Source organism: Micromonospora sp. H33 (genome assembly GCF_052068455.1).
Lineage (GTDB): Bacteria > Actinomycetota > Actinomycetes > Mycobacteriales > Micromonosporaceae > Micromonospora.
Genome location: NZ_JBQHDE010000002.1, coordinates 540,624 through 566,965 on the forward strand (window position 1 = coordinate 540,624; position 26,342 = coordinate 566,965).

23 protein-coding genes are annotated in these 26,342 nt (G+C 73.0%); 14 read left to right on the top strand and 9 right to left on the bottom strand.

Annotation, left to right across the window (positions count from 1 at the left end; genetic code table 11):
- Positions 1–5 precede the first annotated feature (5 nt).
- The 4 genes from ACTMS0_RS08080 (at position 6) to polA (ending at position 5,572) form a co-directional block, all read left to right on the top strand.
- Positions 6–1,124 carry a branched-chain amino acid ABC transporter permease gene (locus tag ACTMS0_RS08080; protein ID WP_441154688.1) on the top strand — a complete coding sequence of 373 codons (1,119 nt, stop codon included), beginning with the start codon at positions 6–8 and terminating at the stop codon, positions 1,122–1,124.
- A gap of 7 nt (positions 1,125–1,131) precedes the next feature.
- Positions 1,132–2,037: an ABC transporter ATP-binding protein gene (locus tag ACTMS0_RS08085; RefSeq protein WP_441154470.1), complete on the top strand. Its 906-nt coding sequence runs from the start codon at positions 1,132–1,134 to the stop codon at positions 2,035–2,037.
- Positions 2,027–2,737 (top strand): ABC transporter ATP-binding protein, encoded by a 711-nt coding sequence (locus tag ACTMS0_RS08090; protein WP_441154471.1) that lies wholly within the window; start codon positions 2,027–2,029, stop codon positions 2,735–2,737. The genes ACTMS0_RS08085 and ACTMS0_RS08090 overlap by 11 nt, the downstream gene beginning before the upstream one ends.
- 135 nt (positions 2,738–2,872) lie before the next feature.
- Complete coding sequence (gene polA / locus ACTMS0_RS08095) at positions 2,873–5,572, top strand: DNA polymerase I (RefSeq protein ID WP_441154472.1); 2,700 nt, start codon at positions 2,873–2,875, stop codon at positions 5,570–5,572.
- Between the two features lie 15 nt (positions 5,573–5,587).
- Here the strand turns inward: polA and ACTMS0_RS08100 are convergent, their stop codons facing one another.
- The 3 genes from ACTMS0_RS08100 to ACTMS0_RS08110 all read right to left on the bottom strand — a co-directional run bounded on the left by ACTMS0_RS08100 (position 5,588) and on the right by ACTMS0_RS08110 (position 7,100).
- A complete protein-coding gene (locus ACTMS0_RS08100) occupies positions 5,588–6,019 on the bottom strand; it encodes a DUF3140 domain-containing protein (protein WP_441154473.1) in 432 nt (143 codons plus the stop codon).
- The gene (locus ACTMS0_RS08105; RefSeq protein ID WP_441154474.1) at positions 6,006–6,224 is read right to left on the bottom strand and encodes a DUF2945 domain-containing protein; all 219 of its coding nucleotides are present in this window, start codon (positions 6,222–6,224) and stop codon (positions 6,006–6,008) included. Before ACTMS0_RS08105 ends, ACTMS0_RS08100 begins: the two co-directional genes overlap by 14 nt.
- A 69-nt stretch (positions 6,225–6,293) precedes the next feature.
- Positions 6,294–7,100 (bottom strand): class I SAM-dependent methyltransferase, encoded by an 807-nt coding sequence (locus ACTMS0_RS08110; protein WP_441154475.1) that lies wholly within the window; start codon positions 7,098–7,100, stop codon positions 6,294–6,296.
- A gap of 438 nt (positions 7,101–7,538) precedes the next feature.
- On the opposite strand from ACTMS0_RS08110, the gene rpsA reads away from it, so the two are divergent.
- Positions 7,539–9,023, top strand: a complete 1,485-nt coding sequence (rpsA, locus tag ACTMS0_RS08115; RefSeq protein WP_441154476.1) for a 30S ribosomal protein S1 — start codon at positions 7,539–7,541, stop codon at positions 9,021–9,023.
- 207 nt (positions 9,024–9,230) lie between these two features.
- Complete coding sequence (coaE, locus tag ACTMS0_RS08120; protein WP_441154477.1) at positions 9,231–10,412, top strand: dephospho-CoA kinase; 1,182 nt, start codon at positions 9,231–9,233, stop codon at positions 10,410–10,412.
- A 4-nt stretch (positions 10,413–10,416) separates the two neighbouring features.
- On the opposite strand, the gene ACTMS0_RS08125 is transcribed toward coaE, so the two are convergent.
- Positions 10,417–12,123 carry a hypothetical protein gene (locus tag ACTMS0_RS08125; RefSeq protein ID WP_441154478.1) on the bottom strand — a complete coding sequence of 569 codons (1,707 nt, stop codon included), beginning with the start codon at positions 12,121–12,123 and terminating at the stop codon, positions 10,417–10,419.
- Between the two features lie 214 nt (positions 12,124–12,337).
- Here ACTMS0_RS08125 and uvrB point away from each other — a divergent pair, with 214 nt between their 5' ends.
- From uvrB to ACTMS0_RS08145, 4 genes are all read left to right on the top strand, one after another.
- Positions 12,338–14,437 carry an excinuclease ABC subunit UvrB gene (uvrB, locus tag ACTMS0_RS08130; protein WP_441154479.1) on the top strand — a complete coding sequence of 700 codons (2,100 nt, stop codon included), beginning with the start codon at positions 12,338–12,340 and terminating at the stop codon, positions 14,435–14,437.
- A 10-nt stretch (positions 14,438–14,447) separates the two neighbouring features.
- Positions 14,448–15,299, top strand: coding sequence for a helix-turn-helix domain-containing protein (locus ACTMS0_RS08135; RefSeq protein ID WP_441154480.1), 852 nt, complete (start codon positions 14,448–14,450; stop codon positions 15,297–15,299).
- 24 nt (positions 15,300–15,323) lie between these two features.
- Positions 15,324–15,692, top strand: coding sequence for a VOC family protein (locus tag ACTMS0_RS08140; RefSeq protein ID WP_441154481.1), 369 nt, complete (start codon positions 15,324–15,326; stop codon positions 15,690–15,692).
- Between the two features lie 133 nt (positions 15,693–15,825).
- The gene (locus tag ACTMS0_RS08145) at positions 15,826–16,686 is read left to right on the top strand and encodes a helix-turn-helix domain-containing protein (RefSeq protein WP_441154482.1); all 861 of its coding nucleotides are present in this window, start codon (positions 15,826–15,828) and stop codon (positions 16,684–16,686) included.
- A 123-nt stretch (positions 16,687–16,809) separates the two neighbouring features.
- On the opposite strand, the gene ACTMS0_RS08150 is transcribed toward ACTMS0_RS08145, so the two are convergent.
- Positions 16,810–17,103 (bottom strand): antibiotic biosynthesis monooxygenase family protein, encoded by a 294-nt coding sequence (locus ACTMS0_RS08150; protein WP_441154483.1) that lies wholly within the window; start codon positions 17,101–17,103, stop codon positions 16,810–16,812.
- A 102-nt stretch (positions 17,104–17,205) separates the two neighbouring features.
- On the opposite strand from ACTMS0_RS08150, the gene pnuC reads away from it, so the two are divergent.
- The 3 genes from pnuC to ACTMS0_RS08165 all read left to right on the top strand — a co-directional run bounded on the left by pnuC (position 17,206) and on the right by ACTMS0_RS08165 (position 20,411).
- The gene (pnuC, locus tag ACTMS0_RS08155; RefSeq protein ID WP_441154484.1) at positions 17,206–17,859 is read left to right on the top strand and encodes a nicotinamide riboside transporter PnuC; all 654 of its coding nucleotides are present in this window, start codon (positions 17,206–17,208) and stop codon (positions 17,857–17,859) included.
- Complete coding sequence (locus tag ACTMS0_RS08160; RefSeq protein WP_441154485.1) at positions 17,856–19,034, top strand: AAA family ATPase; 1,179 nt, start codon at positions 17,856–17,858, stop codon at positions 19,032–19,034. The genes pnuC and ACTMS0_RS08160 overlap by 4 nt, the downstream gene beginning before the upstream one ends.
- Positions 19,035–19,412: 378 nt before the next feature.
- Complete coding sequence (locus ACTMS0_RS08165) at positions 19,413–20,411, top strand: TerC family protein (RefSeq protein ID WP_441154486.1); 999 nt, start codon at positions 19,413–19,415, stop codon at positions 20,409–20,411.
- A 60-nt stretch (positions 20,412–20,471) separates the two neighbouring features.
- On the opposite strand, the gene ACTMS0_RS08170 is transcribed toward ACTMS0_RS08165, so the two are convergent.
- Positions 20,472–21,386, bottom strand: coding sequence for a C40 family peptidase (locus ACTMS0_RS08170; protein ID WP_441154487.1), 915 nt, complete (start codon positions 21,384–21,386; stop codon positions 20,472–20,474).
- A 59-nt stretch (positions 21,387–21,445) separates the two neighbouring features.
- Positions 21,446–22,543 carry a mandelate racemase/muconate lactonizing enzyme family protein gene (locus ACTMS0_RS08175; RefSeq protein ID WP_441154488.1) on the bottom strand — a complete coding sequence of 366 codons (1,098 nt, stop codon included), beginning with the start codon at positions 22,541–22,543 and terminating at the stop codon, positions 21,446–21,448.
- A gap of 101 nt (positions 22,544–22,644) precedes the next feature.
- Here ACTMS0_RS08175 and ACTMS0_RS08180 point away from each other — a divergent pair, with 101 nt between their 5' ends.
- Entirely contained in the window at positions 22,645–23,442 is a 798-nt protein-coding gene (locus ACTMS0_RS08180) for a tyrosine-protein phosphatase (RefSeq protein WP_441154689.1), read from the top strand.
- A gap of 44 nt (positions 23,443–23,486) precedes the next feature.
- On the opposite strand, the gene ACTMS0_RS08185 is transcribed toward ACTMS0_RS08180, so the two are convergent.
- The gene (locus ACTMS0_RS08185) at positions 23,487–24,359 is read right to left on the bottom strand and encodes a serine hydrolase (protein WP_441154489.1); all 873 of its coding nucleotides are present in this window, start codon (positions 24,357–24,359) and stop codon (positions 23,487–23,489) included.
- Between the two features lie 69 nt (positions 24,360–24,428).
- On the bottom strand, positions 24,429–26,297 hold the full coding sequence (typA, locus tag ACTMS0_RS08190; protein ID WP_441154490.1) for a translational GTPase TypA: 1,869 nt from the start codon (positions 26,295–26,297) through the stop codon (positions 24,429–24,431).
- Between the last annotated feature and the right edge of the window lie 45 nt (positions 26,298–26,342).

Here is a 26,342-nt window from a genome sequence, read left to right on the forward strand (position 1 = left end):
CGCGGATGAAGGCGCGGTGGTCGCACCTGCCCAAGCAGGTCCGCTGGGCGGGCCTGGCGGCCCTGGTCGTCTTCCTCTACATCCTGCCCAACCGCTGGTTCTACGAGTACCTGGGCTTCCCGATCGGCGGCGAGTACTTCGCCTTCTACACCACCCGATCGGACTTCGCCGGGGTGCTCTTCGACACCGCGGTGTTCGTGCTGCTGGCCGTCGGGCTCAACGTCGTGGTCGGCTTCGCCGGCCTGCTCGACCTGGGTTACTTCGGCTTCTACGCGCTCGGCGCGTACACGGTCGCGTTGCTGACCTCGCCGGAGAGCCGGTTCGGCACCGAGTGGCCGTGGCTGGCGGCGGTGCCGCTGGCGGTCATGGTGACCATGGTCTCCGGCGTGATCCTCGGTGGCCCGACGCTGCGCCTGCGCGGCGACTACCTGGCCATCGTCACGCTCGGCTTCGCCGAGATGATCCGGCTCTACGCCGCGCGCAACGAGGGCATCCTGCAGGGCCAGCGGGGCATCCCGGCCGTCCCGCACCCGCCCGGCACCGGCACGGACGGCAAGCCGCTGTTCGGCGTGGTGGACGCCCGGCCGTACTACTGGCTGATGCTGACGCTGATCCTCCTGGTGATCCTGCTGGTGCGGAACCTGGCGAACAGCCGGGTCGGCCGGGCCTGGGTTGCGGTCCGCGAGGACGAGGACGCGGCCGAGATCATGGGCGTGCCGACGTTCAAGTACAAGCTGTGGGCGTTCGCCATCGGCGCCGCCGTCGCCGGTCTGACCGGTGCCGTATTCGCCGGGAAGCAGACGTTCATCAACTCGGACCAGTTCCTGCTGGAAAGCTCGATCCTGGTGCTCGCGGCGGTCATTCTGGGTGGTGCCGGCAACATCAAGGGAGCGATCGTCGGCGGTGCCCTCACCTGGTACCTGCCGGAGTGGCTGCGGGGCGTCGGCGACCTGGTCGGCGTGGAGTTCGACGCGGCCGAGTACCGGATCCTCGTGTTCGGTCTGGTCATCATCGTCATGATGATCTTCCGGCCGCAGGGTCTGGTGCCCAACCGGCGGCGGGCGGCCGAGTTCGCCGACCGGCGCAAGGAAGCGGTTCCCCAGGAGACGGTGCCCAGTGAATGAGCCGCAGATGAGAAGCGAACGCGACCAGACGAGCGACCGGGACATCGTCGCCGACGGTCGGAGCACGGTGGGCGTGCCCCCGGAGAAGGGCCCGGCCGAGCCGGCCGAGGTCACCCCGGCCGGGCCGGACGCCGCGGGCCGGGAGCCGTTGCTGGAGGTCGACCACGTCACGCTGCGCTTCGGCGGCGTGGTGGCCCTCAACGACGTGGCCTTCACCCTCTACAAGGGGGAGATCCTCGGTCTGATCGGTCCGAACGGCGCCGGTAAGACGACCTGCTTCAACGCGATGACCGGCGTCTACCGCCCCACCGAGGGTGAGATCCGGTTCAAGGGGGAGCGGGTCAGCGGCAGGCGGCGGTCCTGGATCACCAAGGCGGGCATCGCCCGTACCTTCCAGAACATCCGGCTGTTCCCGGAGATGACCGCGCTGGAGAACGTGATGGTGGGCGCGGACGTCCACCACAAGACCAGCGTGATCTCCGCGATGCTGCGGCTGCCGCGGCACTGGCGCGAGGAGAAGCAGGGCCGGGAGAAGGCCCACGAGCTGCTGCGCTTCGTGGGTATCGAGCGGCGCGCCGACGACCTGGCCCGCAACCTGTCGTACGGCGAGCAGCGCCGGCTGGAGATCGCCCGCGCCCTCGCCACCGACCCGGCCCTGCTCTGCCTGGACGAGCCGGCCGCCGGCTTCACCCCGGCGGAGAAGGAGGAGCTGCTCGGCCTGATCCGCAAGATCCGTGACCAGGGGGTCACGGTCCTGCTGATCGAGCACGACATGCGGCTCGTGATGGGTGTGACCGACCGGATCGTGGTGCTGGAGTTCGGCAAGAAGATCGCCGAGGGCCTGCCGGCCGAGGTCCGGGAGGACCCGAACGTGATCGCCGCGTACCTGGGGGTGCCGACCGATGCTGCTTGAGATCAAGGACCTGACCCTGCTGTACGGGCGGATCCAGGCGCTGCACGGGATCAGCCTGCACGTCAACGAGGGCGAGGTGGTGGCGCTCATCGGTGCCAACGGCGCCGGCAAGACGACCACCATGCGGGCGATCTCCGGTCTGCGGCCGGTGGCGTCGGGCTCGATCGTGTTCGACGGCACCGACGTCACCCGGATGCGCGCCGACCTGCGGGTGATCCGGGGCATCGGGCAGGCGCCCGAGGGTCGGGGCGTGTTCCCCGGCATGACGGTCACGGAGAACCTGGAGATGGGGGCGTACACCCGCCGGGACCGTGGCGAGATCGCCAAGGACCTCGCGATGGTGCTGGACCTGTTCCCCCGGCTCGCCGAGCGGCGCAAGCAGGCCGGCGGCACGCTGTCCGGCGGTGAGCAGCAGATGCTGGCGGTGGGCCGGGCGCTGATGGCCCGTCCGCGGCTGCTGCTGCTCGACGAGCCGTCGATGGGGCTGGCGCCCATGCTGATCCAGCAGATCTTCGAGATCATCACGCGGATCAACGAGCAGGGCACCACGATCCTGCTCGTGGAGCAGAACGCCCAGCAGGCGCTCTCCCGGGCCCACCGGGGGTACGTGCTGGAGACCGGCCGGATCGTCAAGGAGGGCACCGGTGAGGCCCTCCTGCACGACCCGGCGGTCAAGGAGGCGTACCTCGGCGTGGCCTGAGGCCCGTCCGGTCCGCGGCCGGCCGTCCCCACCCGGGGGCGGCCGGCCGCCGGCTTTGCGCCCGGTCGTCGTTTTCGTGCGGCGGCGCGGTGCCGCCACCCGGGCTTGTCGGCGGTACGGACTAGAGTCGCCACCGTGAAAGCTACGACGCCGCGCCTGCTCCTCGTCGACGGACACTCCCTGGCCTACCGGGCGTTCTTCGCCCTGCCGGTGGAGAACTTCTCCACCACGACGGGCCAGCCGACCAACGCGGTCTACGGCTTCACCTCCATGCTGATCAACGTGCTGCGCGACGAGCAGCCGACGCACATCGTCGTGGCCTTCGACGTGTCCCGGCGCTCCTTCCGCACGGAGAAGTACGCGGAGTACAAGGCCGGCCGCAGCGAGACCCCGACCGACTTCAAGGGCCAGGTCAGCCTGGTCAAGGAGGTCCTGGCGGCGCTGCGCATCCCGGTGGTGGAGAAGGAGGGCTACGAGGCCGACGACGTCATCGCGACCCTCGCCTGCCAGGCCCGCGACGAGGGCATGTCGGTGCTGATCACCACCGGCGACCGGGACGCGTTCCAGCTCGTCGGCGACGCGATCACGGTGCTGTACCCGCGCAAGGGCGTCTCCGACCTCGCGCGGATGGACCCGGCGGCGGTCGAGGCGAAGTACGGCGTCCCCCCGGAGCGCTACCGGGACCTGGCCGCCCTGGTCGGCGAGACGAGCGACAACCTGCCGGGCGTTCCCGGTGTCGGTCCGAAGACCGCCGCCAAGTGGATCACCGCGTACGGCGGGGTGGACGGGGTGGTCGCCCGGGCCGACGAGATCAAGGGCAAGGCCGGCGACAGCCTGCGGGAGCGGCTCGCCGACGTGATCCGCAACTACGAGATCAACTGCCTGGTGTCCGACCTGGAGCTGCCGCTGCGCCCCGAGGACGCCCGCTGGCAGGGGTGGGACCGCGAGGCGGTGCACCAGGTCTTCGACACGCTGGAGTTCCGCATCCTGCGCGACCGGTTGTACCAGTACCTGGAGGCCGTGGAGCCGGAGGCCGAGGCCGGCTTCGACCTGGCTGGCGAGGTGCTCACCGAGCCGGGGGCGCTCGCCACCTGGCTGGGCACGCACGCGCCGGCCGGCACGCCGGTCGGGGTCGCCGTCACGCTGGACACCGGCCCCAACCGGCGGCACACCGCCGCGGTGACCGGGATGGCCCTCGCCACCGCCGCCGGCGCCGGGGCCTGGTTCGATCCCGCCCGGCTGGACGCCGCCGACGAGAGCGCCCTGGCCGGGTGGCTCGCCGACGGGAGCCGCCCCAAGGTGCTGCACGACAGCAAGCCGGCGGTGCTCGCGTTCGCCGCCCACGGCTGGTCTCTGGAGGGCATCGCCCGCGACACGCAGATCGCCGCGTACCTGGCCCGGCCCGACCAGCGGTCGTACGACCTGACCGACCTGGCCCTTCGCTACCTGCACCGCGAGCTGCGGGTCGACACGCCGGACAGCGGGCAGCTCACCTTCGACGGCCTCGGCAACGACGGTGAGGCCGAGCAGAACCTGATGCTCCGGGCCCGCGCCACCCTCGACCTGGCCGACGCGATCGACGCCGAGCTGTCCCGAGACGGGGAGCAGTCCGCCCGGCTGATGGCCGGGGTGGAGTTGCCGCTGATGCGGGTGCTCGCCGGCATGGAGCGCACCGGCATCGCCGCCGACACGCAGTACCTGTCCGAGCTGGAGGCCCACTTCGCCGCCGAGGTGAAGGCCGCCGCGCAGGGCGCGTACGAGGCGGTGGGGCGGGAGTTCAACCTGGGCTCGCCGAAGCAGCTCCAGGAGATCCTCTTCGGTGAGCTGGGCCTGCCCAAGACCAAGCGGATCAAGACCGGCTACACGACGGACGCCGACGCCCTGCAGTGGCTCTACGCGCAGAACCCGCACCCGGTGCTCGCGCACCTGCTGCGCCACCGCGACGTGGCCAAGCTCAAGACCACCGTGGACGGTCTGCTCAAGTCGGTCTCCGACGACGGCCGCATCCACACCACGTTCAACCAGACGGTGGCGGCGACCGGCCGGCTGTCGTCAACCGAACCGAACCTGCAGAACATCCCGATCCGCACCGAGGAGGGACGGCGGATCCGCCGGGCCTTCGTGGTCGGCGAGAGCTACGAGTGCCTGCTCACCGCCGACTACAGCCAGATCGAGATGCGGATCATGGCGCACCTGTCGTCGGACGACGCCCTGATCGACGCGTTCAACTCCGGCGCCGACTTCCACGCCGCCACCGCCTCGTCGGTGTTCAAGGTGCCGGTCGACGCCGTCACCCCGGACCAGCGGCGCAAGATCAAGGCGATGAACTACGGCCTGGCGTACGGGTTGAGCGCGTTCGGCCTCTCCCAGCAGCTCGGGATCAGCACCGAGGAGGCGCGGGGCCTGATGGACGACTACTTCGCCGGGTTCGGCGGGGTGCGCGACTACCTCCAGGAGGTCGTGGCCCGGGCCCGCCACGACGGCTACACCGAGACGATCCTCGGCCGCCGCCGGTACCTGCCCGACCTGGGCAGCGACAACCGGCAGCGGCGGGAGATCGCCGAGCGGATGGCGCTCAACGCCCCGATCCAGGGTTCCGCCGCCGACATCATCAAGGTCGCGATGCTGCACGTCGACACGGCGCTGCGTGAGTCCGGGCTGCGCTCCCGGATGCTGCTCCAGGTGCACGACGAGCTGGTCTTCGAGGTCGCCCCCGGTGAGCGGGAGACCCTGGAGGCGCTGGTCCGGCGGGAGATGGGCGGGGCGTACCCGCTGTCGGTGCCGCTGGAGGTGTCCGTCGGTGAGGGCCGCGACTGGAACAGCGCCGATCACTGATCCGTGCCCGGCGGCTCAGCGGCCCGGTCCCCGACGCTCCTTCGGCGGGGCGCCGTGCCGCTCCAGGGCCTTGCGGGACGGACCACCCGGCGGCGGCAGCGGGCCCTTGACCGGGTCGTGGCCCCAGTTCATCAGGGAGTACCGCCACCGGGTCGCGCGGACGTCGCCGCTCGGTCGCTGCGCCATGTGCCGCCGGACGTAGCCGACGACCGTGCGCATGTGCTTGTAGTCGGCCTCGGACAGCTCGCCGCGCTTGCGCCGCAGCAGGTCGACGATCTTCCGGCCGGACTCGTGCCCGACGGTCTCACCGCCCCCGCCGCCCTTTCTCCGCCAGCCGACGTGCTTGGACTCCTCGGTCTCCAGCCACCTGGACAGCTCGCCGGGCTTCATGTTCACCGCCTCGGTGAACTCCCGGTAGGTGTCCCGGTCCTGGTCACCGCGGCTCATGGCGCAGCGCCTCCGGCCGGTGGGCGACGTCCCGCCCCGAGTGGTCGTTGCGGATCCGGTACTGCGGATCCTCCGGTGACGCGTTGACGGCGTGCCCGCGTACGTGCGTCCGGTCGATCAGCTTCTCCTTGACCACGCCGTGGGCCCGGCCGCTGTGGCTGGCCCAGGACACGTGGTCACCCTCGTGGAACTCCTGCTTGGCCATGCCGTCCGGGTACCCGGACGGCGCGGGCGGAAACGACCGCCGTCGCGTCGCGCTGATCGTCCGGTCGGCTCACGCGTCCGGTTTCTCGGTGACGAAGATGGCGGTGCCGGGGAAGAGGCGGCCGCGCAGCGGGCTCCACTGGCCCCAGATCCCCTCGTGCCCCTCCGGCCACTCCGGCTCAACCAGGTCGACCAGCCGGAAGCCCGCGCCCACCAGCTCCCGGATCCGGTCGCCGAGCGTGCGGTGCTGCTCGACGTACGTGGCGACGCCGTGCTCGTCCTGCTCCACGTACGGGGAGCGGTCGAAGTACGAGTGCACCGCGGTCAGCCCGTGCTCGCCCGGGTCGTCGAGGAAGATCCAGCGCATCGGATGGGTCACCGAGAACACCCAGCGTCCTCCGGGGCGCAGCACCCGGGCGACCTCCCGCATGACGGCCGCCGAGTCGGCGACGAACGGGACCGCGCCGAACGCCGTGCACACCACGTCGAACGCGGCGTCGGCGAACGGCAGGACGAGCGCGTCGGCCTGCACCAGCGGTACGCGTACCCCGGTGCGGTCGGCGGCGAGCGACGCGTGCCGCAACATGCCGGCGGACAGGTCCAGGGCGACCGGCCGCGCCCCCTGCGTGGCGAGCCAGCGGGCCGCGGCGGCGGCCCCCGCCCCCAGTTCCAGTACGCGCCGCCCGGCCAGCTCGCCGAGGAGACGCACGTCCTCCTCGCGCAGCCCCTCGGGACACCAGACGAAGTCCACCTCGCCCAGGAACGCCCCGTGCTCGGCCTGGTAGTCGTCGGCGTCGACGTCCCACCAGCGGCGGTTGGCGCGGCGGGCCTCGGCGTCGCCGACGGTGCGGCGGGCCACCCGGCTGTCGTCGTCCACCCGCTCACGCTAGGCCGCGACCCGGCGTCGACGGCCGGCGGGGCCGCCCGTGCATTGCTCCGTCCTCCGGCCGTTTCCGTCCGGCAGGGGCGGCCCCGGTTGGCGGCGGTCCCCGGCCCGGTCCTACCCTTGGCCCCTGCGACCGGTGTGACCCGCGTGACACCCGGGGCGACTTCCGGCCGAAATCTCCGCTTTCGCAGCTGACGAGGTCGCGATGAGGTGGGAGGGCTTGCACGCTGTGGTAATGCAGCGGGTAGGCTAGACGATGCGCTCGCGGATCGTGTGCCTCGGCAGGGAGCAGGTGCGCGGTCGACGGAGCCACATCATGATCCCCATCAGCGATCGTAGGGTGTGCCCGGCGGCGGATCCGCTGGCGCGAACAGGTCACCGCGGCCCACGTCCGCGATGACAACCCATCCGACCGGAGCAACCGCCCACATGACGAGCAGCATCGAGGCCCCCTCGAGCGCCACCAAGGTCACCGTCGACGATCTCGGCTCTGAGGAGGCTTTCCTCGCCGCGATCGACGAGACCATCAAGTACTTCAACGACGGCGACATTGTCGAAGGCACCGTCGTCAAGGTCGATCGGGACGAGGTCCTGCTCGACATCGGCTACAAGACCGAGGGTGTCATCCCCTCTCGGGAGCTGTCGATCAAGCACGACGTGGACCCGGCCGAGGTCGTGTCGGTCGGCGACCACATCGAGGCCCTTGTTCTCCAGAAGGAGGACAAGGAGGGGCGTCTGATCCTCTCGAAGAAGCGCGCCCAGTACGAGCGCGCCTGGGGCACGATCGAGAAGATCAAGGACGAGGACGGCGTCGTCCGCGGCTCGGTCATCGAGGTGGTCAAGGGTGGCCTCATCCTCGACATCGGCCTGCGCGGCTTCCTGCCGGCCTCCCTGGTCGAGATGCGGCGGGTGCGTGACCTGCAGCCGTACGTCGGCCGCGAGCTCGAGGCCAAGATCATCGAGCTGGACAAGAACCGCAACAACGTGGTCCTGTCCCGCCGGGCCTGGCTGGAGCAGACGCAGTCCGAGGTGCGCACCGAGTTCCTCAACAAGCTGCAGAAGGGCCAGGTCCGCAAGGGCGTCGTGTCCTCGATCGTCAACTTCGGCGCCTTCGTCGACCTGGGCGGCGTGGACGGCCTGGTGCACGTCTCCGAGCTGTCCTGGAAGCACATCGACCACCCGTCCGAGGTCGTCGAGGTGGGCCAGGAGGTCGAGGTCGAGGTCCTGGACGTCGACCTGGACCGCGAGCGGGTCTCGCTGTCGCTGAAGGCGACCCAGGAGGACCCGTGGCGGCAGTTCGCCCGCACCCACGCGATCCAGCAGATCGTGCCCGGTAAGGTCACCAAGCTGGTGCCGTTCGGCGCGTTCGTCCGGGTCGACGACGGCATCGAGGGCCTGGTCCACATCTCCGAGCTGGCCGAGCGCCACGTGGAGATCCCGGAGCAGGTCGTCCAGGTCGGCTCCGAGGTCATGGTCAAGGTCATCGACATCGACCTGGAGCGCCGCCGGATCTCGCTGTCGCTGAAGCAGGCCAACGAGGGCTTCGTCGAGGGCGAGGAGCACTTCGACCCGACCCTCTACGGCATGGCCGCGACCTACGACGCCGAGGGCAACTACATCTACCCCGAGGGCTTCGACCCGGAGACGGGCGAGTGGCTCGAGGGGTACGACAAGCAGCGCGAGACCTGGGAGCAGCAGTACGCCGAGGCGCGCCTGCGCTGGGAGGCCCACCAGAAGCAGGTGCAGACCTCCCGCGCCGCCGACGCCGAGGCGGCCGCCGCCCCGGCCCCGGCCGCCGGCACCACCACCTCGATCAGCCCGGCCCCGAGCCGGCAGGCCGAGGAGCCGGCCGGCACCCTCGCCACCGACGAGGCGCTCGCCGCGCTGCGGGAGAAGCTCGCCGGCGGTAAGTGACCCTACGACGACTCCAGCTCGGCGCGTCTGACGCCGCGCAACGACCTGGAGCTGGTCGCTGACGACGGGCCCCGTCCCCACGATCGACAGATCGTCGGGGGCGGGGCCCTCGCCGTTCCCACGCCGCGCGTCGGCCGGGCCGTCGCGGTAGCCCGCTTCGGCGGAGCCGGGTTGGCGGCCCCAACGATGATCCGGTTGACTGGTGCCGTGCTGAAGGTGGGATTGACGGGCGGGATCGGTTCCGGCAAGAGCGCGGTGGCGGCCCGGTTGGCTGAGCGGGGCGCGGTGATCGTCGACTCCGACCGGATCTCCCGCGAGGTGGTCGCGCCCGGCACCGAGGGGCTCGCCGAGATCGTCGCCGCCTTCTCCGAGCGGGTCCTCGGCCCGGACGGTGCCCTCGACCGCGCCGCGCTGGGCGCCGTGATCTTCGCCGACGAGGCCGCCCGCCGGGCGCTGGAGGCGATCATCCATCCGCGGGTCCGGGCCCGCACCGCCGAACTGGTCGCCGCGGCGGCGCCCGACGCGATCGTGGTCAACGACGTGCCGCTGCTGGTGGAGGTGGGGCTGGCGCCCACGTACCACCTGGTGGTCGTGGTGGAGGCGGCCGTGCCGACGCGGTTGGAGCGGCTGGCGCGGGACCGGGGGATGGACCCGGCGGAGGCCCGGCGGCGGATCGCCGCGCAGGCCGACGACGCCCGCCGCCGGGCGGCAGCCGACGTGGTGCTGACCAACGACGCCACCCTCGCCGACCTGCACGCCGCGGTCGACGCGCTCTGGGCGGACCGGCTGCTGCCCTACGAGGTCAACGTCCGGGAACGGCGGGCGGTCCGACCGCCGCGGGTCGAGCTGATCGAGGCGGACCCGACGTGGCCGCAGCAGTACGCGCGGCTGGCCGCCCGGATCCGGCACGCCGTCGCGCCGGCCGACCTGCGCATCGACCACATCGGCTCGACGGCGGTTCCCGGCCTCGCCGCCAAGGACGTGATCGACATCCAGCTCACCGTGCCGCGCCTCGCCGAGGCCGACGGGCCGCTGGCCGAGCGTCTCGCCGACGCGGGTTTCCCGCGCCTGCCCGGCGACTGGTGGGACATGCCCCGGCTGCGCGGCGACGACCGGTGGGAGAAGCGGCTCCACGGCAGCGCCGACCCGGCCCGGCCGGTGAACCTGCACATCCGCGAAGCGGGCTCGCCGGGCTGGCGGTACGCGCTGCTGATCCGGGACCACCTGCGGGCGGATCCGGACCAGCGGGCCGCGTACCTGCTGCTCAAGCGCGAGTTGGCCGCCTCCGCGCCGGACGCCGCCAGCTATGGCACCGCGAAGGACCCGTGGTTCGACGAGGAGCACCTGCGGGCCGAGGAGTGGGCCGTGCAGACCGGTTGGCGGCCCTGACCGGTCACCGTCCGATCGACGTCCCGCTCGTGCCGGGTGGTGCGGCGGCCAGCCGGGGCACCGACCCCGGCGTCAGGTCGAGCTGCGCCCACGTGTGCGCGCGGGTCCGCAGCTCCAGCCGGCGCAGCAGGCCCGACCGGTCGAGCCAGTAGCGCAGCTGTGCGCCGGACGCGCGCAGCTCCACCACGTCGACGCTGGTCCCGGCGAGACTGTCCCCGCGGATCCGCCGGGCCGTCCCGGTGCGGGCGGCGGTGGTCGCGCGCAGGGCGGCGTCGACCAGCGCGGTGAGGTCGTCGGCGGGGGCGGCCCGCCAGCCGCGCGCCGGTACCGGCAGCGGCGGGCGGGCGGGGGCTTCCACGGTGCCGGGAACGGTGGCCGCCGGGACGTCCGTCCGGGTCGCGCGGCCCGCGTCGTGCCGCACCAGCGTCCGTCGCCCGGGACCGCCGAGGTCGGCGACCGCGAGGTACGCGTCGCGCCGGCTCCAGCTGACCCAGCCGGCGCCCTGCAGGTTCGTGCCCGGGCCGAGGGGGGCGGTGAGCGTGACGGTCGCCCCGCCCACCCCGCGCAGTCGGGCGGGGAGCCGCTCCAGGCGGTGCCGCTCGGCGGTGGTGAGCGTCCGGGGCGCCCCGGGCCGCCCGCCGAGCGCGTCCACCGGGCGCAGCGTGGGCCGGTCGGTGCGGTTGAGCTGCAGGGAGACCGGACCGGCGCCGGGTAGCCGGGCCTCCAGCCGGTGCAGCCGGGCGTCGCCGTCCACCCACCAGCGCCCGTCTGGGACCGGCGGCGGGGACGCGCCGGACGGCGCCGGCAGCGGCGCCTCCAGGACGTCCACCCGTTCGGCCTCGACGTCGGTCCGGGCGGTCCAGCGCGCCGTGTCGGGGGCCGGCGCGTCGGGCCGGTCGGCGGCGAGCCCGAACAGCAGGTCGAGGACCGGGGCGAGGCGGCCACCGGCGGGCAGGGCGGTCAGGCGCCACCGGTCGCCGGGCGGCACCAGGGGCGGGGGGGCCGGGGTCGGTACGGCGGCCGGGTCCGGCCGCAGCATCACCGCCGACGGCGTGGCCTGGAGGAGTCCTCGTTCGGTGCCCGCGCCCGGGCCGCCGACATCCAGGTAGACCAGGGGGCGGGACCAGTCCACCCAGCCGACCAGTTCGGTGCGCTCGGCGCCGGTCCCCGCCGTCAGGCGCACCCCGGCGCGCAGGTCGCGGTAGTTGGTGACCCGCACCGCCGCGAGCCGCGTCCGCTCCTCGACGGTCAGCGCGCGGGGCGGGTCGGTCGGCTCGGGCGCCCAGCTCAGCAGCCCGACGACCAGGGCGGCGGCGGAGACCAGGGCCACCGCCGCGAGCACCATGAGGATGGTACGGCGGCGGCCGGTGACCACCCGGGGAAGCTGACCGGTCTGCGTGCCGTCGGGCAGCGGGCGGTGTGGGGCCGGGGGCGGGCTGCCGCGCGGTGTCCGGCGCCGGCGGGCGCCGGGTGGCGCGGCGGTGGGCGTCGGGACGCCGGCCGGTGCGCTGCGCCCGGGCGTCGGCGGCGGTTCCGGGTCGACCTGGTCGGCCGCGTCCGGAGGGCGGCCGGCGACCGGCCGGCGGTCGGATTCCGGTGGCGTGCGGCGGGGACGGGCGGAGGACTCCACGCGAGGTTGAACGGATTTCCCGGCCCGGGGTGACGAGCAGGGGCGCTCGCGGCGGCCGGTCAGCGCCGTCAGCGCGACCACGTCGGGTGCGCACGCCGGAAACGGGTGCTGCGACCCCCTGTGCCGGGGGTGGCCGGCCTTCGAGGGCACGGCCACCGGCCCGGTCGGCCGCCGCGAGCGGCCTACGTGAAAAGCGTAGTCCTGTGGGATGGGGCACACAATGGGGATATCGAAGCCGATCACGGACCGTCGGTAGTCGGCCCGGAGTGTCGGACCCCGGGCGTACGGTGGGGTCATGGCGCTCGACATTCCCCGGCTCGACGGCCGCTTCCAGGTCGTCAGCGAGTTCCAGCCGGCCGGTGACCAGCCCGCCGCGATCGACGATCTGGAGCGGCGGGTCCGGCGCGGCGACCGCAACACGGTGCTGCTCGGCGCGACCGGCACCGGCAAGAGCGCCACCACGGCGTGGCTCATCGAGCGGTTGCAGCGCCCGACGCTGGTGCTGGCCCCCAACAAGACGCTCTGCGCCCAGCTGGCGAAGGAGTTCAGCGAGCTGCTGCCGCACAACGCGGTGGAGTACTTCGTCTCCTACTACGACTACTACCAGCCCGAGGCGTACATTCCGCAGACCGACACGTACATCGAGAAGGACTCCTCGATCAACGAGGAGGTCGAGCGGCTGCGGCACTCGGCGACGATGTCGCTGCTGACCCGCCGCGACGTGGTGGTGGTCGCCACCGTCTCGGCGATCTACGGCCTGGGCACCCCGGAGGAATACCTGGACCGCGCCGTCCGGGTCGCCGTCGGCCAGGAGCTGGACCGCGACCAGTTGCTGCGGCGCCTCGTCGACATCCAGTACACGCGCAACGACATGGCCTTCCAGCGGGGCACGTTCCGGGTCCGCGGCGACACCCTGGAGATCATCCCGGCGTACGAGGAGCTCGCGGTCCGGATCGAGCTGTTCGGCGACGAGGTGGAGAAGCTCTACTACCTCAATCCGCTCACCGGCGACGTGGTCCGCGAGGTCGACCACCTGCTGATCTTCCCGGCGACGCACTACGCGGCCGGCCCGGAGCGGATGGAGCGGGCGATCCGCGACATCGAGACCGAGCTGGGCGAGCGCCTGGCCGAGCTGGAGCGGCAGGGCAAGCTACTGGAGGCTCAGCGGCTGCGGATGCGCACCACGTACGACATCGAGATGATGCGGCAGGTCGGCTTCTGCTCCGGCATCGAGAACTACTCGATGCACATCGACGGCCGGCTGCCCGGCAGCCCGCCGCACTGTCTGCTCGACTACTTCCCCGACGACTTCCTCACCGTCATCGACGAGTCGCACGTGACGATCCCGCAGATCGGCGGCATGTACGAGGGCGACGCCTCCCGTAAGCGCATGCTCATCGACCACGGCTTCCGGCTGCCCAGCGCCGCCGACAACCGGCCGCTGCGCTTCGACGAGTTCCTGGAGCGGGTCGGGCAGATGGTGTTCCTGTCGGCCACCCCCGGCCCGTGGGAGCAGGAGCAGGCCCAGGGCGAGTACGTGGAGCAGGTGATCCGCCCGACCGGCCTGGTCGACCCGGAGGTCGTGGTCAAGCCGACCAAGGGCCAGATCGACGACCTCATGCACGAGATCAAGCTGCGCACCGAGCGGGACGAGCGGGTGCTGGTCACCACGCTGACCAAGAAGATGGCCGAGGACCTGTCGGACTACCTCCTGGAGAACGGCATCCGCGTGCGGTACCTGCACTCCGAGGTGGACACGCTGCGCCGGGTGGAGCTGCTGCGCGAGCTGCGCAAGGGCGACTACGACGTGCTGGTCGGCATCAACCTGCTGCGCGAGGGCCTCGACCTGCCCGAGGTGTCGCTGGTCGCCATCCTCGACGCGGACAAGGAGGGCTTCCTCCGCAGCGGCCGGTCGCTGATCCAGACGATCGGCCGCGCGGCGCGGAACGTCTCCGGCCAGGTGCACATGTACGCGGACAAGATCACCCCGTCGATGGCGGCGGCGATCGAGGAGACCAACCGGCGGCGGGCCAAGCAGACCGCGCACAACGAGGCGCACGGCATCAGCCCGGAGCCATTGCGCAAGAAGATCCACGACATCCTCGACGACATCTACCGCGAGGCGGAGGACACCGACACGCGGGTCGGCGGGGCGGTGCGGCAGCTCTCCCGGGGCAAGGCGCCGGTCAAGGAGACCCGCAGCCGGGGTCGTGCCGCCGGCCCCGCCCGGGAGGGGATGGCCCGGGCGGAGCTCGCGGAGCTGATCCAGGAGCTCAACGACCAGATGCTCGCCGCCGCGCGGGAGCTGCAGTTCGAGCTGGCGGCCCGGATCCGCGACGAGATCTCCGAGCTGAAGAAGGAGCTGCGGGGCATGGACGCCGCCGGGGTGAAGTGACGGCCCGGGCATGACCATGGACGAGGTGGTGGTCGGCAGGCCCGAGGCGCGGCTGCGTCCGTTCGTCGACCATTACCTCGGCTACCGGGAGACCGCGCCGCTCCCGCTGGTGCGCCACCAGGCGGCCGGCGCGTTCGTCGTGCTCATCCTGGGGTGGGGCGCCCCGCTGGACGTCGTCGACCCGCGGGCGGCCGCGCACGGCGCCGTCGGCGTGACCTCGTTCGTCGCCGGCCCGTACGACGGGTGGTGCACGACCACGACGCAGGGCGTCGGAGCCGGCGTGGAGCTGATCCTCACCCCGTTGGCCGCCCGCCGGCTCGTCGGTCTGCCGCTGGGTGAGCTGACCAACCGGGCGGTCGCACTCGACCGGTTCCCCGACCCGTGGCTGGCCCGGCTCGGCGACCGGCTGGCCGCCGAGACCCGCTGGTCCCGCCGGTTCGCCCTGCTCGACGCGGCGGTGGCCACCCGGCTGGCGGCCACCGCGCCGGTCGACCCCCGGCTGGGGCGGGCCTGGCGGCGGCTGGCCGGCACCGCCGGCGGGATCGGTGTCGCCGAGCTGGCCGACGAGCTGGGCTGGAGCCGCCGGCACCTGGCGGTCCGCTTCCGGCAGGAGATCGGCGTGGCGCCGAAGACAGCCGGCCGGCTGCTGCGGTTCCAGCGCGCGTACGCGACCGTGTCGCGGGACCTGGTGTCCCCGCCGACGCCCGGCGGGGCGGTCCCGCCGGGGGAGTGCGGCGGGTGGGCCGAGGTGGCGGCGCGCTGCGGATACTACGACCAGTCGCACCTGATCCGGGACTTCCGCCAGTTCACCGGCACCACCCCGGCCGCTCTGGCCGGATCACATTCGTCCAATCCGGCCTGACCGGTCCGGCGGCAGGATCGACGCATGAGAAGCATCTACCCGACCTTCCGCTACCCCGACGCCCACGCCGCCATGGAATGGCTGTGCCGGGCGTTCGGCTTCCGGGTGCACGAGGTGCACGAGGGGCCGGACGGCTCCGTCGCGCACGCCGAGCTGATCTTCGATGACGGGATGATCATGGTGGGCACCGGGCGGGGCGCGCAGAGCCGCCCGGCCGACGACGACTACGCGGTCTACGTCGCGGTGGACGATCTGGACGTCCACCACGAACGGGCCCGGGCCGCCGGCGCCGAGATCGTGCGCGCCCCCTTCGACACCGACTACGGCTCGCGCGACTACGCCGCCCGGGACCCGGCCGGCCGCGTCTGGTCCTTCGGCACGTACCGCCCGTGAACGGCGGACGACCCCGCCGGCCGACGGGGGTGGCCGGGGTCCGGGTCGCCACACCTTGGATCGTCGCTTTCCGCGAGCGTTCTATTGCGCTGGGTGATCGTGCTGCGTACTCTCCCTCGGTGGGGAGGCGGGAATGCCGTTGCCAACAAGTCCGGTCATCCGACGTGCGCGACTCGGTGCCGAGCTGCGTCAACTGCGCCGACGGGAGGCACTCACCCTGGAGCAGGTCTGCGAACGGCTCGGCTGGGCCTCCACCTCCAAGCTGTCCCGCATCGAGCTCGGGCAGAGCCGCCCGGACCTCGCCGACGTGCTGGACCTGCTCGACGTCTACCAGGTGCCCCCGGCCCAGCGGGACGCGCTCATCGTCATCGCCCGGGACGCCGCGACCAGCCGGGGCTGGTGGCGCGCGTTGGGGGAGATGGGGGAGCGGCAGCGCACGTACGCGGAGCTGGAGGCCGGTGCGGCGAGCATCGTGGACTGGCAGCCCGCCGTCGTGCCCGGGCTGCTCCAGACCCCGGCGTACGCGCGGCTGCGGATCACCGCCGGCCATCTGGTGGACCCGACCGTGGATGTCGAGGGGGACCTCCGGGCCCGGCTGATCCGGCACGACGTGCTGCGGCGGGAGGATCCGCCCCGCTACACCGCGCTCCTCGCCGAGGCGGTGTGCGACTTCGGCGACATGCCGCCCGAGGTGTGGCGCGAGCAGCTCCGACACCTCGTCGACCTGGCCGAGCTGGCGAACGTGACGATCCGCCTGCTGCCCCGTGACCGGGCCCTGCACGGCGGGGTGCAGCCGCTCACGCCGTACTCCTGCTACTCGTTCCCGGACCCGGCCGACCCCCGCACCGTGATGCTGGAGGCGCTGACCACAGACGTCCGGCTGGTCGCCCCGGTGGACGTGGACCGGTACGAGCGGCTCACCGGGTGGCTGCTGGAGGCCGCGCTGACACCGGAGGAGACGGTCGCGGCGCTGGGCCGGCGGCTCGCCGACTGACGCGGTGGCCGTCGACGGATCGACGGCGGCACGGCGCGGTCGACCGGGCCCGGCGCCCCCGAGCCCGTCGGGACCGGCGACCGGCGCGTGCGGACAGCACGATAGCCGGCGGGTACGACAGTCTCAGGCGGCCACGTCGACGAAGTGCTCGACCAGCGGCGGGTTGGCGAAGTGCGGGCCGATCAGCTCGCGCCACCGGGTGAACCGCTCGCTGTTCCGGAAGTTCTCGGCGTGCGCCTCGACCGAGTCCCACTCGACCAGCAGCACGAACCGCGACGGCGACTCCACGCCCCGGGTCATCCGCACCGACCGGCAGCCCGGCGTGCCGGCGAGCACCGGATGCCCCTTCGCGTACGCGGCGGCGAACTCGTCCTCGTGTCCCGGCAGCACGTCGATCAGCGCGACCTCAAGCACCATGTGCGCAGCCTCGCACGGCGGCCGGCGTGGCGTTCGCGGCAGGGGTGCCTTCCCGTCGGGTGGACGGCTCTCTAGGGTGATCGCGCGGGAGAGGGGAGAGGCATGATCGACTGGCTCACCGACGCGGCGTTCACGGCGGCGGGCACGCCGACCACCTGGGCGGAGCTGTTGGGTTTCGCCACCGGGGTGCTCACCGTCTGGCTGGTGGCCCGCCAGCGGATCGCGAACTGGCCGCTCGGCATCGCGAACGTGCTGCTGCTGATGCTCCTCTTCTGGACCGCCGGCCTGTACGCTGACGCCGCTCTCCAGGTCGTCTACGTCGGCCTCGGCCTGTACGGGTGGTGGGCCTGGCTCTTCGGTGGCGAGCGGCGGACCCGCCTCACGGTGAGCCGGACGGGCCGCGGCGAGTGGTGGGCCCTCGCCGCCGTCGGGGCGGCGCTGACCGCCGCGATCTGGCTGCTGCTGGACCGGGCCACCGACTCGACGGTGCCGCTGCCGGACGCGCTGACCACGGCGCTGTCGTTGCTGGCGACGTACGGCCAGACCCGCAAGCGGGTGGAGAGCTGGTGGCTGTGGATCGCCGCCGACCTGATCTACATCCCGCTCTACGCCTACAAGGGCCTGTACCTGACCGCCGCGCTCTACGTGATCTTCCTGGGGCTGTGCGTGCTGGGGCTGCGCGAGTGGTGGGCCGACCTGCGGCGCGGCGCCACCGCGACGCCGGTGCCGCCCGGCCCGGCCCCGGTCGCCGCGTGACCGCCGGCGAGGCGGTGCGCCCCGAGGCGGCCGGTGCGGCACAGCGTCGCGAGGCGGCCGGTGCGGCCGAGCGCCGCGAGGCGGGGCGCCGCGGGACCGAGTTCGGGCACGGCCTGGTGGTCGGCAAGTTCTACCCGCCGCACGCCGGGCACCACGCGCTGATCGCCGCCGCCGCCGCCCGCTGCGCCGCCGTCACGGTGGTGGTGGCGCCGTCGCGCCGCGAGTCGATCCCGCTCGACCTTCGGCTGGCCTGGTTCCGCGAGGCGCACGCGGACACGCCCTGGGTCCGCTTCGTCGGGACGTACGACGACCATCCGGTCGACTACGCCGATCCGGCGGTCTGGGACCTGCACTGCGCGGTGTTCCGTGCCGCGCTGGGCGGGGACCGGGTGGACGCGGTCTTCTCCTCGGAGGCGTACGGCGCGGAGCTGGCGCGGCGGTTCGACGCCGTACCCGTCAGTGTCGATCCGGGCCGGCGGTCCGTGCCGGTCTCCGGCACCGCCGTGCGCGCGGACCCGGCGGGGCACTGGGACCGGCTCCACCCGGCGGTGCGGGCGTGGTTCGTCAAGCGGGTCGTCGTGGTGGGCGCGGAGTCGACGGGGACGACCACGATGGCCGCCGCGCTCGCCGCGCACTTCGGCACCGGGTGGGTGCCGGAGTACGGCCGGGAGCTGACCGCGCGCAAGCTCGCGCGGCTGCGCCGGGACCGACCCGCGGCGACGGTCTTCGACGTGACGTGGGACCGGGACGACTTCGTCGAGGTGGTACGGGAGCAGCAGGTTGCCGAGGACGCGGCGGCGCGGTCGTCGGGGCCGCTGCTGTTCTGCGACACCGACGCGCGGGCCACCGCGGTGTGGGAGGAGCGGTACCTCGGCTCCACCTCCGCGGAGGTGCGGGCCGCGGCCCGCCGCCCGGCGCTGTACCTGCTCACGGACCACGTCGGGGTGCCCTTCGACGACGACGGCCTGCGCGACGGGGAGCACCTGCGGGCGTGGATGACCGACCGGTTCCGGGCCGAGCTGGCCGGCTGCGGGGTGCCGGTGGTCGAGCTGGCCGGCCCGCACGAGCGGCGGTTGGCGGCGGCGGTCGTCGCCTGCACCGACCTGTTAGCGGCCGGCTGGGACCTGGCCGACCCGCTGCTCCCCGCGCTCCCGAGGACCCGGCCCGGGCGGTAGCAGCCTGCTCCCGGAGCCCGCGCGCTCGCCGACGAGGCCGGGCCTCAGGGCTAGCCTCCTAGGAAGCCGTAGGCGGTGTGGCTCCGGCTATTCCCGTTCGAAGGCGTGGGGAGGGACACCGACCGCCCAAGGTGCGGTCACTGCCCGCAGTGGGTCAGAATGGCGGGTGAGGAGGGGAGTATTCCCCTGCGACGGAGTCGTCAGCACGGTCGACCGCCGGCCCCCGGTGGCGCGACCCGGCCCCGTCGGTCGCCGACCCAGCCAGGGCGGCGGCGGAAGAGACCTCCGACAGTCACCAGAGTCAGCGTCGCCGGCTCACCACGCTCGGTAAGGGCGTACGGTGTGCCGGACGTTGCGTGTCTGCCGGAGGAATGAACCTTGGACGTGTCCGGAGTGGTGTGGGCGGGGACGCTCGTTGCCCTGACCGCGATCCTGCTCGTCGACCTTTTGATCATCGGTCGGCGCCCCCACGAGCCCAGCGTGCGGGAGTCGAGCATGTGGGTCGGCTTCTACGTCGCCCTGGCTCTGATCTTCGGCGTGGGTGTCTGGCTCGCCTCTGGGCCGAGCGCGGCGGGGCAGTTCTACACGGGCTGGCTGACCGAGTACAGCCTCTCGGTGGACAACCTCTTCGTCTTCGTGATCATCATGGCCCGCTTCGGCGTGCCCCGGCAGTACCAGCAGAAGGTGCTGCTGGTCGGCATCGTGCTCGCCCTGGTCATGCGGGGTGGCTTCATCGCCGCCGGCGCGGCGCTGATCTCCCAGTTCTCCTGGGTCTTCTACATCTTCGGCGCCTTCCTCATCTACACGGCGATCAACCTGGCCCGGCAGGGCGAGCCGGACGAGGACGAGTTCACCGAGAACATCCTGATCCGGTGGAGCCGCAGGGCGCTGCCGATCTCGCGGGACTACGACGGCGCGAAGCTCACCACGCACGTGAACGGCCGGCGGCTGTTCACGCCGATGCTGATCGTGATGATCGCGATCGGCACGACCGACCTGATCTTCGCGCTCGACTCGATCCCGGCGATCTTCGGTATCACCCAGGAGCCGTACCTGGTGTTCACCGCGAACGTGTTCGCGCTGATGGGCCTGCGGCAGCTCTACTTCCTGCTCGGCGGTCTGCTGGACCGGCTGATCTACCTCAGCTACGGTCTCGCGGTGGTGCTCGGCTTCATCGGCGTGAAGCTGGTGCTGGAGGCCCTCGCGGACAACAACCTGCCGTTCATCAACGGCGGCGAGCACGTCGCCTGGGCCCCGCACATCCCGATCTGGCTGTCGCTGACGGTCATCCTGGGCACCCTGCTGGCGGCCACCGTGGCGAGCCTGGTGAAGTCGTCCCGGGACCGCCGCCGGGAGCTGGTCAAGGCCCGCGGCTGAGACGGCGGGTGACGGCGGGGGCGCTCCGGTGGGGGCGCCCCCGCCGTCGTTCGTACGGGGTCAGACCCGGTGGGCGCCGACCAGGGTGGCGGTGCGGTCTTCGGGCAGCCGCTCCTCGAGGACTCGGCGCTGCCGGTAGCAGGCGTGCAGCATCCGGCGGTCGTCGCCGGGGCGCGGGTCGGCGGTGACGATGCCGATGTGGTGGATGCCCCGTCCGGGGCGGGCGAAGAAGTAGAGGTCGCCGGGGCGTTCGCTGCCGGGCGGCAGGGGCGTGGTGGCGGTGGCCTGGTCGTCCGCGTCGCGCGGCAGCCGTACGCCGAAGCGCCGCCAGGCCAGGTGGACCAGCCCGGAGCAGTCGATGCCGTACGTGGAGACGCCGCCCCAGACGTACACGACATCGAGCAGGCGGCGGGCGACCGCGAGCACCTCCTCGGCCGTGGGGGCGGCGGCCGGCACGGCGGCGGTGTGCCGGGCGGGGATCCACAGGGGTGCGTCGTGGCCCGGGGCGTGCACCGGGCGCCAGCCGTCCACGACCGGGCCGGCGGCGGCCAGCCGGCTGCCGAGGACGACGCCGGGCAGCCGTACCGGGCCGTCGGGCGTGGCGTGCAGGGCGGTGACGGTGGCGTCCACGACGAGCGGATCGGTGTCGGGGAGCGCGGTCGCCGGGGCGAGCTGGCCGGCCGGGAGCCAGCCGGGGTAGCCGCGCGGGTCCAGCTTGGCGGGCTGCTCGACGGCGACGACGTGCGCCCAGCCGTCGGGGCGCAGCTCGGTCACCAGCACCCGCTCGCCGAGCAGGAGCTGGCTGAGCACGCAGTCGCCGACCTGCTGGTCGGCGTCCATGCCGGCGATCCAGGCGGCGAGGTCGGTGCGCGGGGCGAGGGCGGGGCAGTCGACCGCGCGTACCGCCTCGGGTGCGGCCCACAGGGTGGCGACGCCGACCCGGACGACGGCCTCGCGGCCCGCTTGCAGCTCCACGGTCCACCCCCAGCTCACGCCGCCCGCTGTCGCGACCCTATGAAACTTTCCGCCAGGGATCAACCGCGGTCCTGAACCTTTACTTCAGCCAGTGCGTCGATCCCGAGGCCCGGGGCGTCGGGCAGGACCACGGACGCGCCGTCGTACCGGGGACCGCCGCGCACCGGCGACCACGCCAGCCACCACGCGGCGTCCAGGTCCGGGACGGCGGTCGTGCCGTACGCCGCGACCAGGCTGGCCGCCGCGCCGATGCCGACCTGGCTCTCCATCATCGAGCCGACCACCGTGCCCATGCCGTGCGCGGCGGCCAGGTCGAGCAGGGTGCGGGCCGGGTGCAGGCCGCCGCACTTGGCGAGCTTGACGTTGACCAGGTCGGCGGCGCGCCGGCGGATCACCTCGACCAGGTCGCGGACGCCGAAGACGGCCTCGTCGGCGAGGATCGGCGTGGACACCCGGTCGCTGACCCACGCCAGCCCGTCCAGGTCCCACCGGGGCACCGGCTGCTCCACCAGCTCGACGTCCAGGCCGGCGTCCTCGATGCCCCGGATCACCCGGACGGCCTCGCGGGGCGTCCAGCCCTGGTTGGCGTCGAGCCGGATGCGGACCCGCGTGCCGACCGCGGAGCGGACCGCGCGGACCCGTTCCAGGTCGCCGGCCGCGTCCGTACCGACCTTGAGCTTGAGCACGCCGAAGCCCTCCGCCTGCCGCGTCCGGGCGGCGGCCGCGAGGTCCACCGCGTCGCCGGCGGCCAGCGTGACGTCCGTCGGGACGCGCAGGGCCGTACCCCCGAGCAGGCGCACCAGCGGTACGCCGAGCCGCCGGGCGGCCAGGTCGTGCAGGGCCACGTCGACGGCGCCCTTCGCGGCCTCGTTGCCGGCGATCGCCTTACCCACCTCGGTGCAGCGGGCCACCAGGTCGTCCGGGTCCCGGCCGGTGAGCAGCGGGCCGAGCACCTCGCGGACGCACGCCTCGGAGCCGGCCATCGATGCCCCGGTCACCTGCCACACCTGCGGCGCCTCGCCGAAACCGCGGCGCCCGTCGGCGTCGACGACCTCCACGATGAGGGTGTCGACGGTGGTGGTGCGGCGCAGCGCGGTGACGAACGGGGTGTGCAGGGGCGCGGAAAGCCGGTGGGTGCGTACCGCCGTGATCGTCATGTCGGGCACCCTATAGGGGGAAGGGCAGGCGATGGGGAGGCCGCATGAGCGAGCGGAGCGAGCGAATCATCACGCACAGCCCACCGGTGCCTCGTGGCGGCATGAGGGGACGGGAATGGGACCTGGTGGGCGCGCCGAATGCGCGTGACCTCGGCGGACTGGTCGGGGCGGACGGGCGGCGCGTACGCCCCGGGGTGCTCATCCGCACCCCGGCGCTGGGCCGGTTGACCGACGAGGACCTGCCGGTGCTGGCGAAGTTGGGGCCGTCCTGCGTGGTGGATCTGCGGGACGCCTCGGAGCAGGCGGTCGCCCCGCCGGACCGGCTGCCGGGGGAACCGCGCGTGGTGCACCTGCCGGTGCACGACGCGGCGCACCCGGTCTTCACGTACGTGTCGGCGGTGCTGCTGGGCCACGACCTCGGTGCGTACGCGGAGCTGGCCGTGCAGGGCACCCCGGCGGCGATGGCGGCGATCTACCGGTGGTTCGTGACCGGGGAGTCGGCGCGGGTCGGGTTCGGCACGGCCGTGCGGCTGGCGGCGGAGGCGGACAACCTGCCGCTGCTCTACCACTGCTCGGCCGGCAAGGACCGCACCGGCTGGCTGACGGTGGTGCTGCTGCATGCGCTCGGGGTGGACGAGGCGGCGATCCGCGCCGACTACCTGGCCAACAACCCGCTGACGGAGAGTCTGCGCGAGGTGATCGTGACCGCGATGCACCGGCGGCAGCCGGAGCTGGACGTCGACGCGGTGCGCCCGGTGCTGGAGGTCCGCGACGAGTACCTGGACGCCGCGTACGACGAGGTGCGGCGGGTGCACGGGTCGTTCGGGGCGTACCTGCGGGACGGGCTCGGGGTGAACGACGACCTGGTCACGGCGTTGCGGGCGCGACTGCTGGAGTGACCGGTGCGGGCGCCGCGACGGGCTGCCGGGCGGCCCGGCCCGCGCTATCCCGCGACGCGCAGCTCGTGCCGGGCGTTCCAGACGACGGTGGAGATGTCGGCGATGAGCCGGCAGGCGTCGTCCTCGACCTCCTCGCCGCCCGGTCCGCCGTCGGCGAGGTCGGTGGTGGTGCAGACGACGATGACGTACGGTGGCGCGTCGTCGGGATAGACGACGCCGGCGCCGTGGCGGACGCCGCGGACCCAGCCGTTCTTGAGCGCGATGCGGGTGCCTTCGGGCAGGCCGGCGGCGAGGTCCTCGCGATGCTCCTGCGCGGCGAGGGTGTCCAGCATGGCGACGCAGCTCTCCGGCGCGGCGAGCGGGCCGGGCCGGGCGGCGCCGCGCGCCAGGCCGCCGAGGAGGGCGGCCAGGTCGGCGGCGGTGACCAGGTTGGTGATGCCGGCGTCACGGGCGGCGAAGTCCTCAATGCCGCGGCCGGTGACGCTGTGCCGGGCTCCGGCGCGGGCCCAGACGTCGGCCAGGGCCGGTAGGCCGACGTGGTCGACGACCAGGTTGGTGGCGAGGTTGCTGGAGCGGACGATCATGCGTTCGGCGAGCCAGCGCAGGGTTGCGGTCCCGCCGACGCGGGCCCAGACGGCGTCGTCGTTGTCGTAGTGCTGGGCGCAGGAGAAGCGGATTGCCCCGGGCAGCGCGGAGTCGAACTCGTTGCGGACCGGCACGGGGGAGTCGAGGTCGAGGCGGCCGGCCTCGGCGGCACGGTGCAGCGCCACCAGCACGGCGACCTTCATCGTGCTCGCCGCGTAGTGGGTCGCCTGCGGGTGCCGGGTCCACGTGGGGGCGGCGTCGAGCCGGCCGACGTACACGGACACGGTGCCCGGCACCCGGTCGAGGTGGGCGTCGAGCTCGTCGAAGATCACCCGCCGAGGGTAGCGGGTGAGCAGGGGCTCTTCACCACGCCGGGCGTGGTGAAGAGCCCCTGCCGGCACTCAGCCGGCGTGCTTGCGGCGGGCGGCCATCCGGCCGCGCTGCGTCTGGTCGAGCACCACCTTGCGGATGCGGACCGCGGCCGGCGTCACCTCGACGCACTCGTCCTCGCGGCAGAACTCGAGGGCCTGCTCCAGCGACAGCTTCCGCGGCGGGATCAGCTTCTCGGTCTCGTCCGCCGTCGACGAGCGCATGTTGGTGAGCTTCTTCTCCTTGGTGATGTTGACGTCCATGTCGTCGGAGCGGGAGTTCTCCCCGACGATCATGCCCTCGTATACCTCGGTGCCCGGCTCGATGAAGAGCTGGCCCCGCTCCTGGAGGTTGGTCATCGCGAACGCGGTGACGGCGCCCGCCCGGTCGGCGACCAGGGAACCGTTGTTGCGGGTCCGCAGCTCGCCGAACCACGGCTCGTACGACTCGAAGACGTGGTGCAGGATGCCGGTGCCCCGGGTCTCGGTGAGGAACTCGGTGCGGAAGCCGATCAGGCCGCGCGCCGGGACCAGCCACTCCATGCGGATCCAGCCGGTGCCGTGGTTGACCAGCTGCTCCATCCGGCCCTTGCGGGTGGCGAGGAGCTGGGTGATCGCGCCCAGGTACTCCTCCGGGGCGTCGATGGTCAGCCGCTCCACCGGCTCGCAGGTCTTCCCGTCGATCTCCTTGGTGACGACCTGCGGCTTGCCGACGGTCAGCTCGTACGACTCGCGGCGCATCTGCTCGACCAGGATCGCCAGGGCCAGCTCGCCGCGGCCCTGCACCTCCCAGGCGTCGGGGCGCTCGGTGGGCAGCACCCGCAGCGACACGTTGCCGACCAGCTCCTTGTCGAGCCGGTCCTTGACCATGCGGGCGGTGACCTTGGCGCCCTTGACCCGGCCGACCAGCGGCGAGGTGTTGGTGCCGATGGTCATCGAGATGGCCGGCTCGTCGACGGTGATCAGCGGCAGCGCGACCGGGTTCTCCGCGTCCGCGAGGGTCTCGCCGATCATGATCTCGGGGATGCCCGCGACGGCGATGATGTCGCCCGGCCCGGCGGAGTCGGCGGGCTTGCGCTCCAGGCCCTCGGTCATCAGCATTTCGGAGATCCGGACCCGCTGGCTGCTGCCGTCGGTGCGGCACCAGGCCACGGTCTGGCCCTTGGCGATCGTGCCCTGCCGGACCCGGCACAGCGCGAGGCGGCCGAGGAACGGCGAGGCGTCCAGGTTGGTGACGTGCGCCTGGAGCGGGGCCTGCTCGTCGTAGGCGGGCGGCGGGATCGTGTCGAGCAGGGTGCGGAACAGCGGCTCGAGGCTGTGGCTGTCCTGCGGGACGGAGCCGTCGGCGGGCTGGGTCAGCGAGGCGATGCCGTCGCGGGCGCAGGCGTAGACGATCGGGAAGTCGATCTGCTCCTCGTCGGCGTCCAGGTCGAGGAAGAGCTCGTACGTGTCGTCCACGACCTCCTTGATCCGCGCGTCGGGGCGGTCCACCTTGTTGATCACCAGGATGATCGGCATCCGGGCCTTGAGCGCCTTGCGGAGCACGAAGCGGGTCTGCGGCAGCGGGCCCTCGCTGGCGTCGACCAGCAGCACCACTCCGTCGACCATGGTGAGGCCGCGCTCCACCTCGCCGCCGAAGTCGGCGTGACCGGGAGTGTCGATGATGTTGATGGTGACCGGCTCGGACCCGTCGGCCGGCAGGTACCGCACGCCGGTGTTCTTGGCGAGGATGGTGATGCCCTTTTCCCGCTCGAGGTCCATCGAGTCCATGACCCGCTCGGTTACCTCACCGCGGGCGCCGTAGGCGCCGGCCTGCCGCAACATGGCGTCGACCAGGGTCGTCTTGCCGTGGTCGACGTGGGCGATGATGGCGACGTTGCGGAGGTCGGTGCGAAGCTGCATACCCTCCATACTCTCCTGTCTGCGATTGCCCGGGTCGCGTCGGGG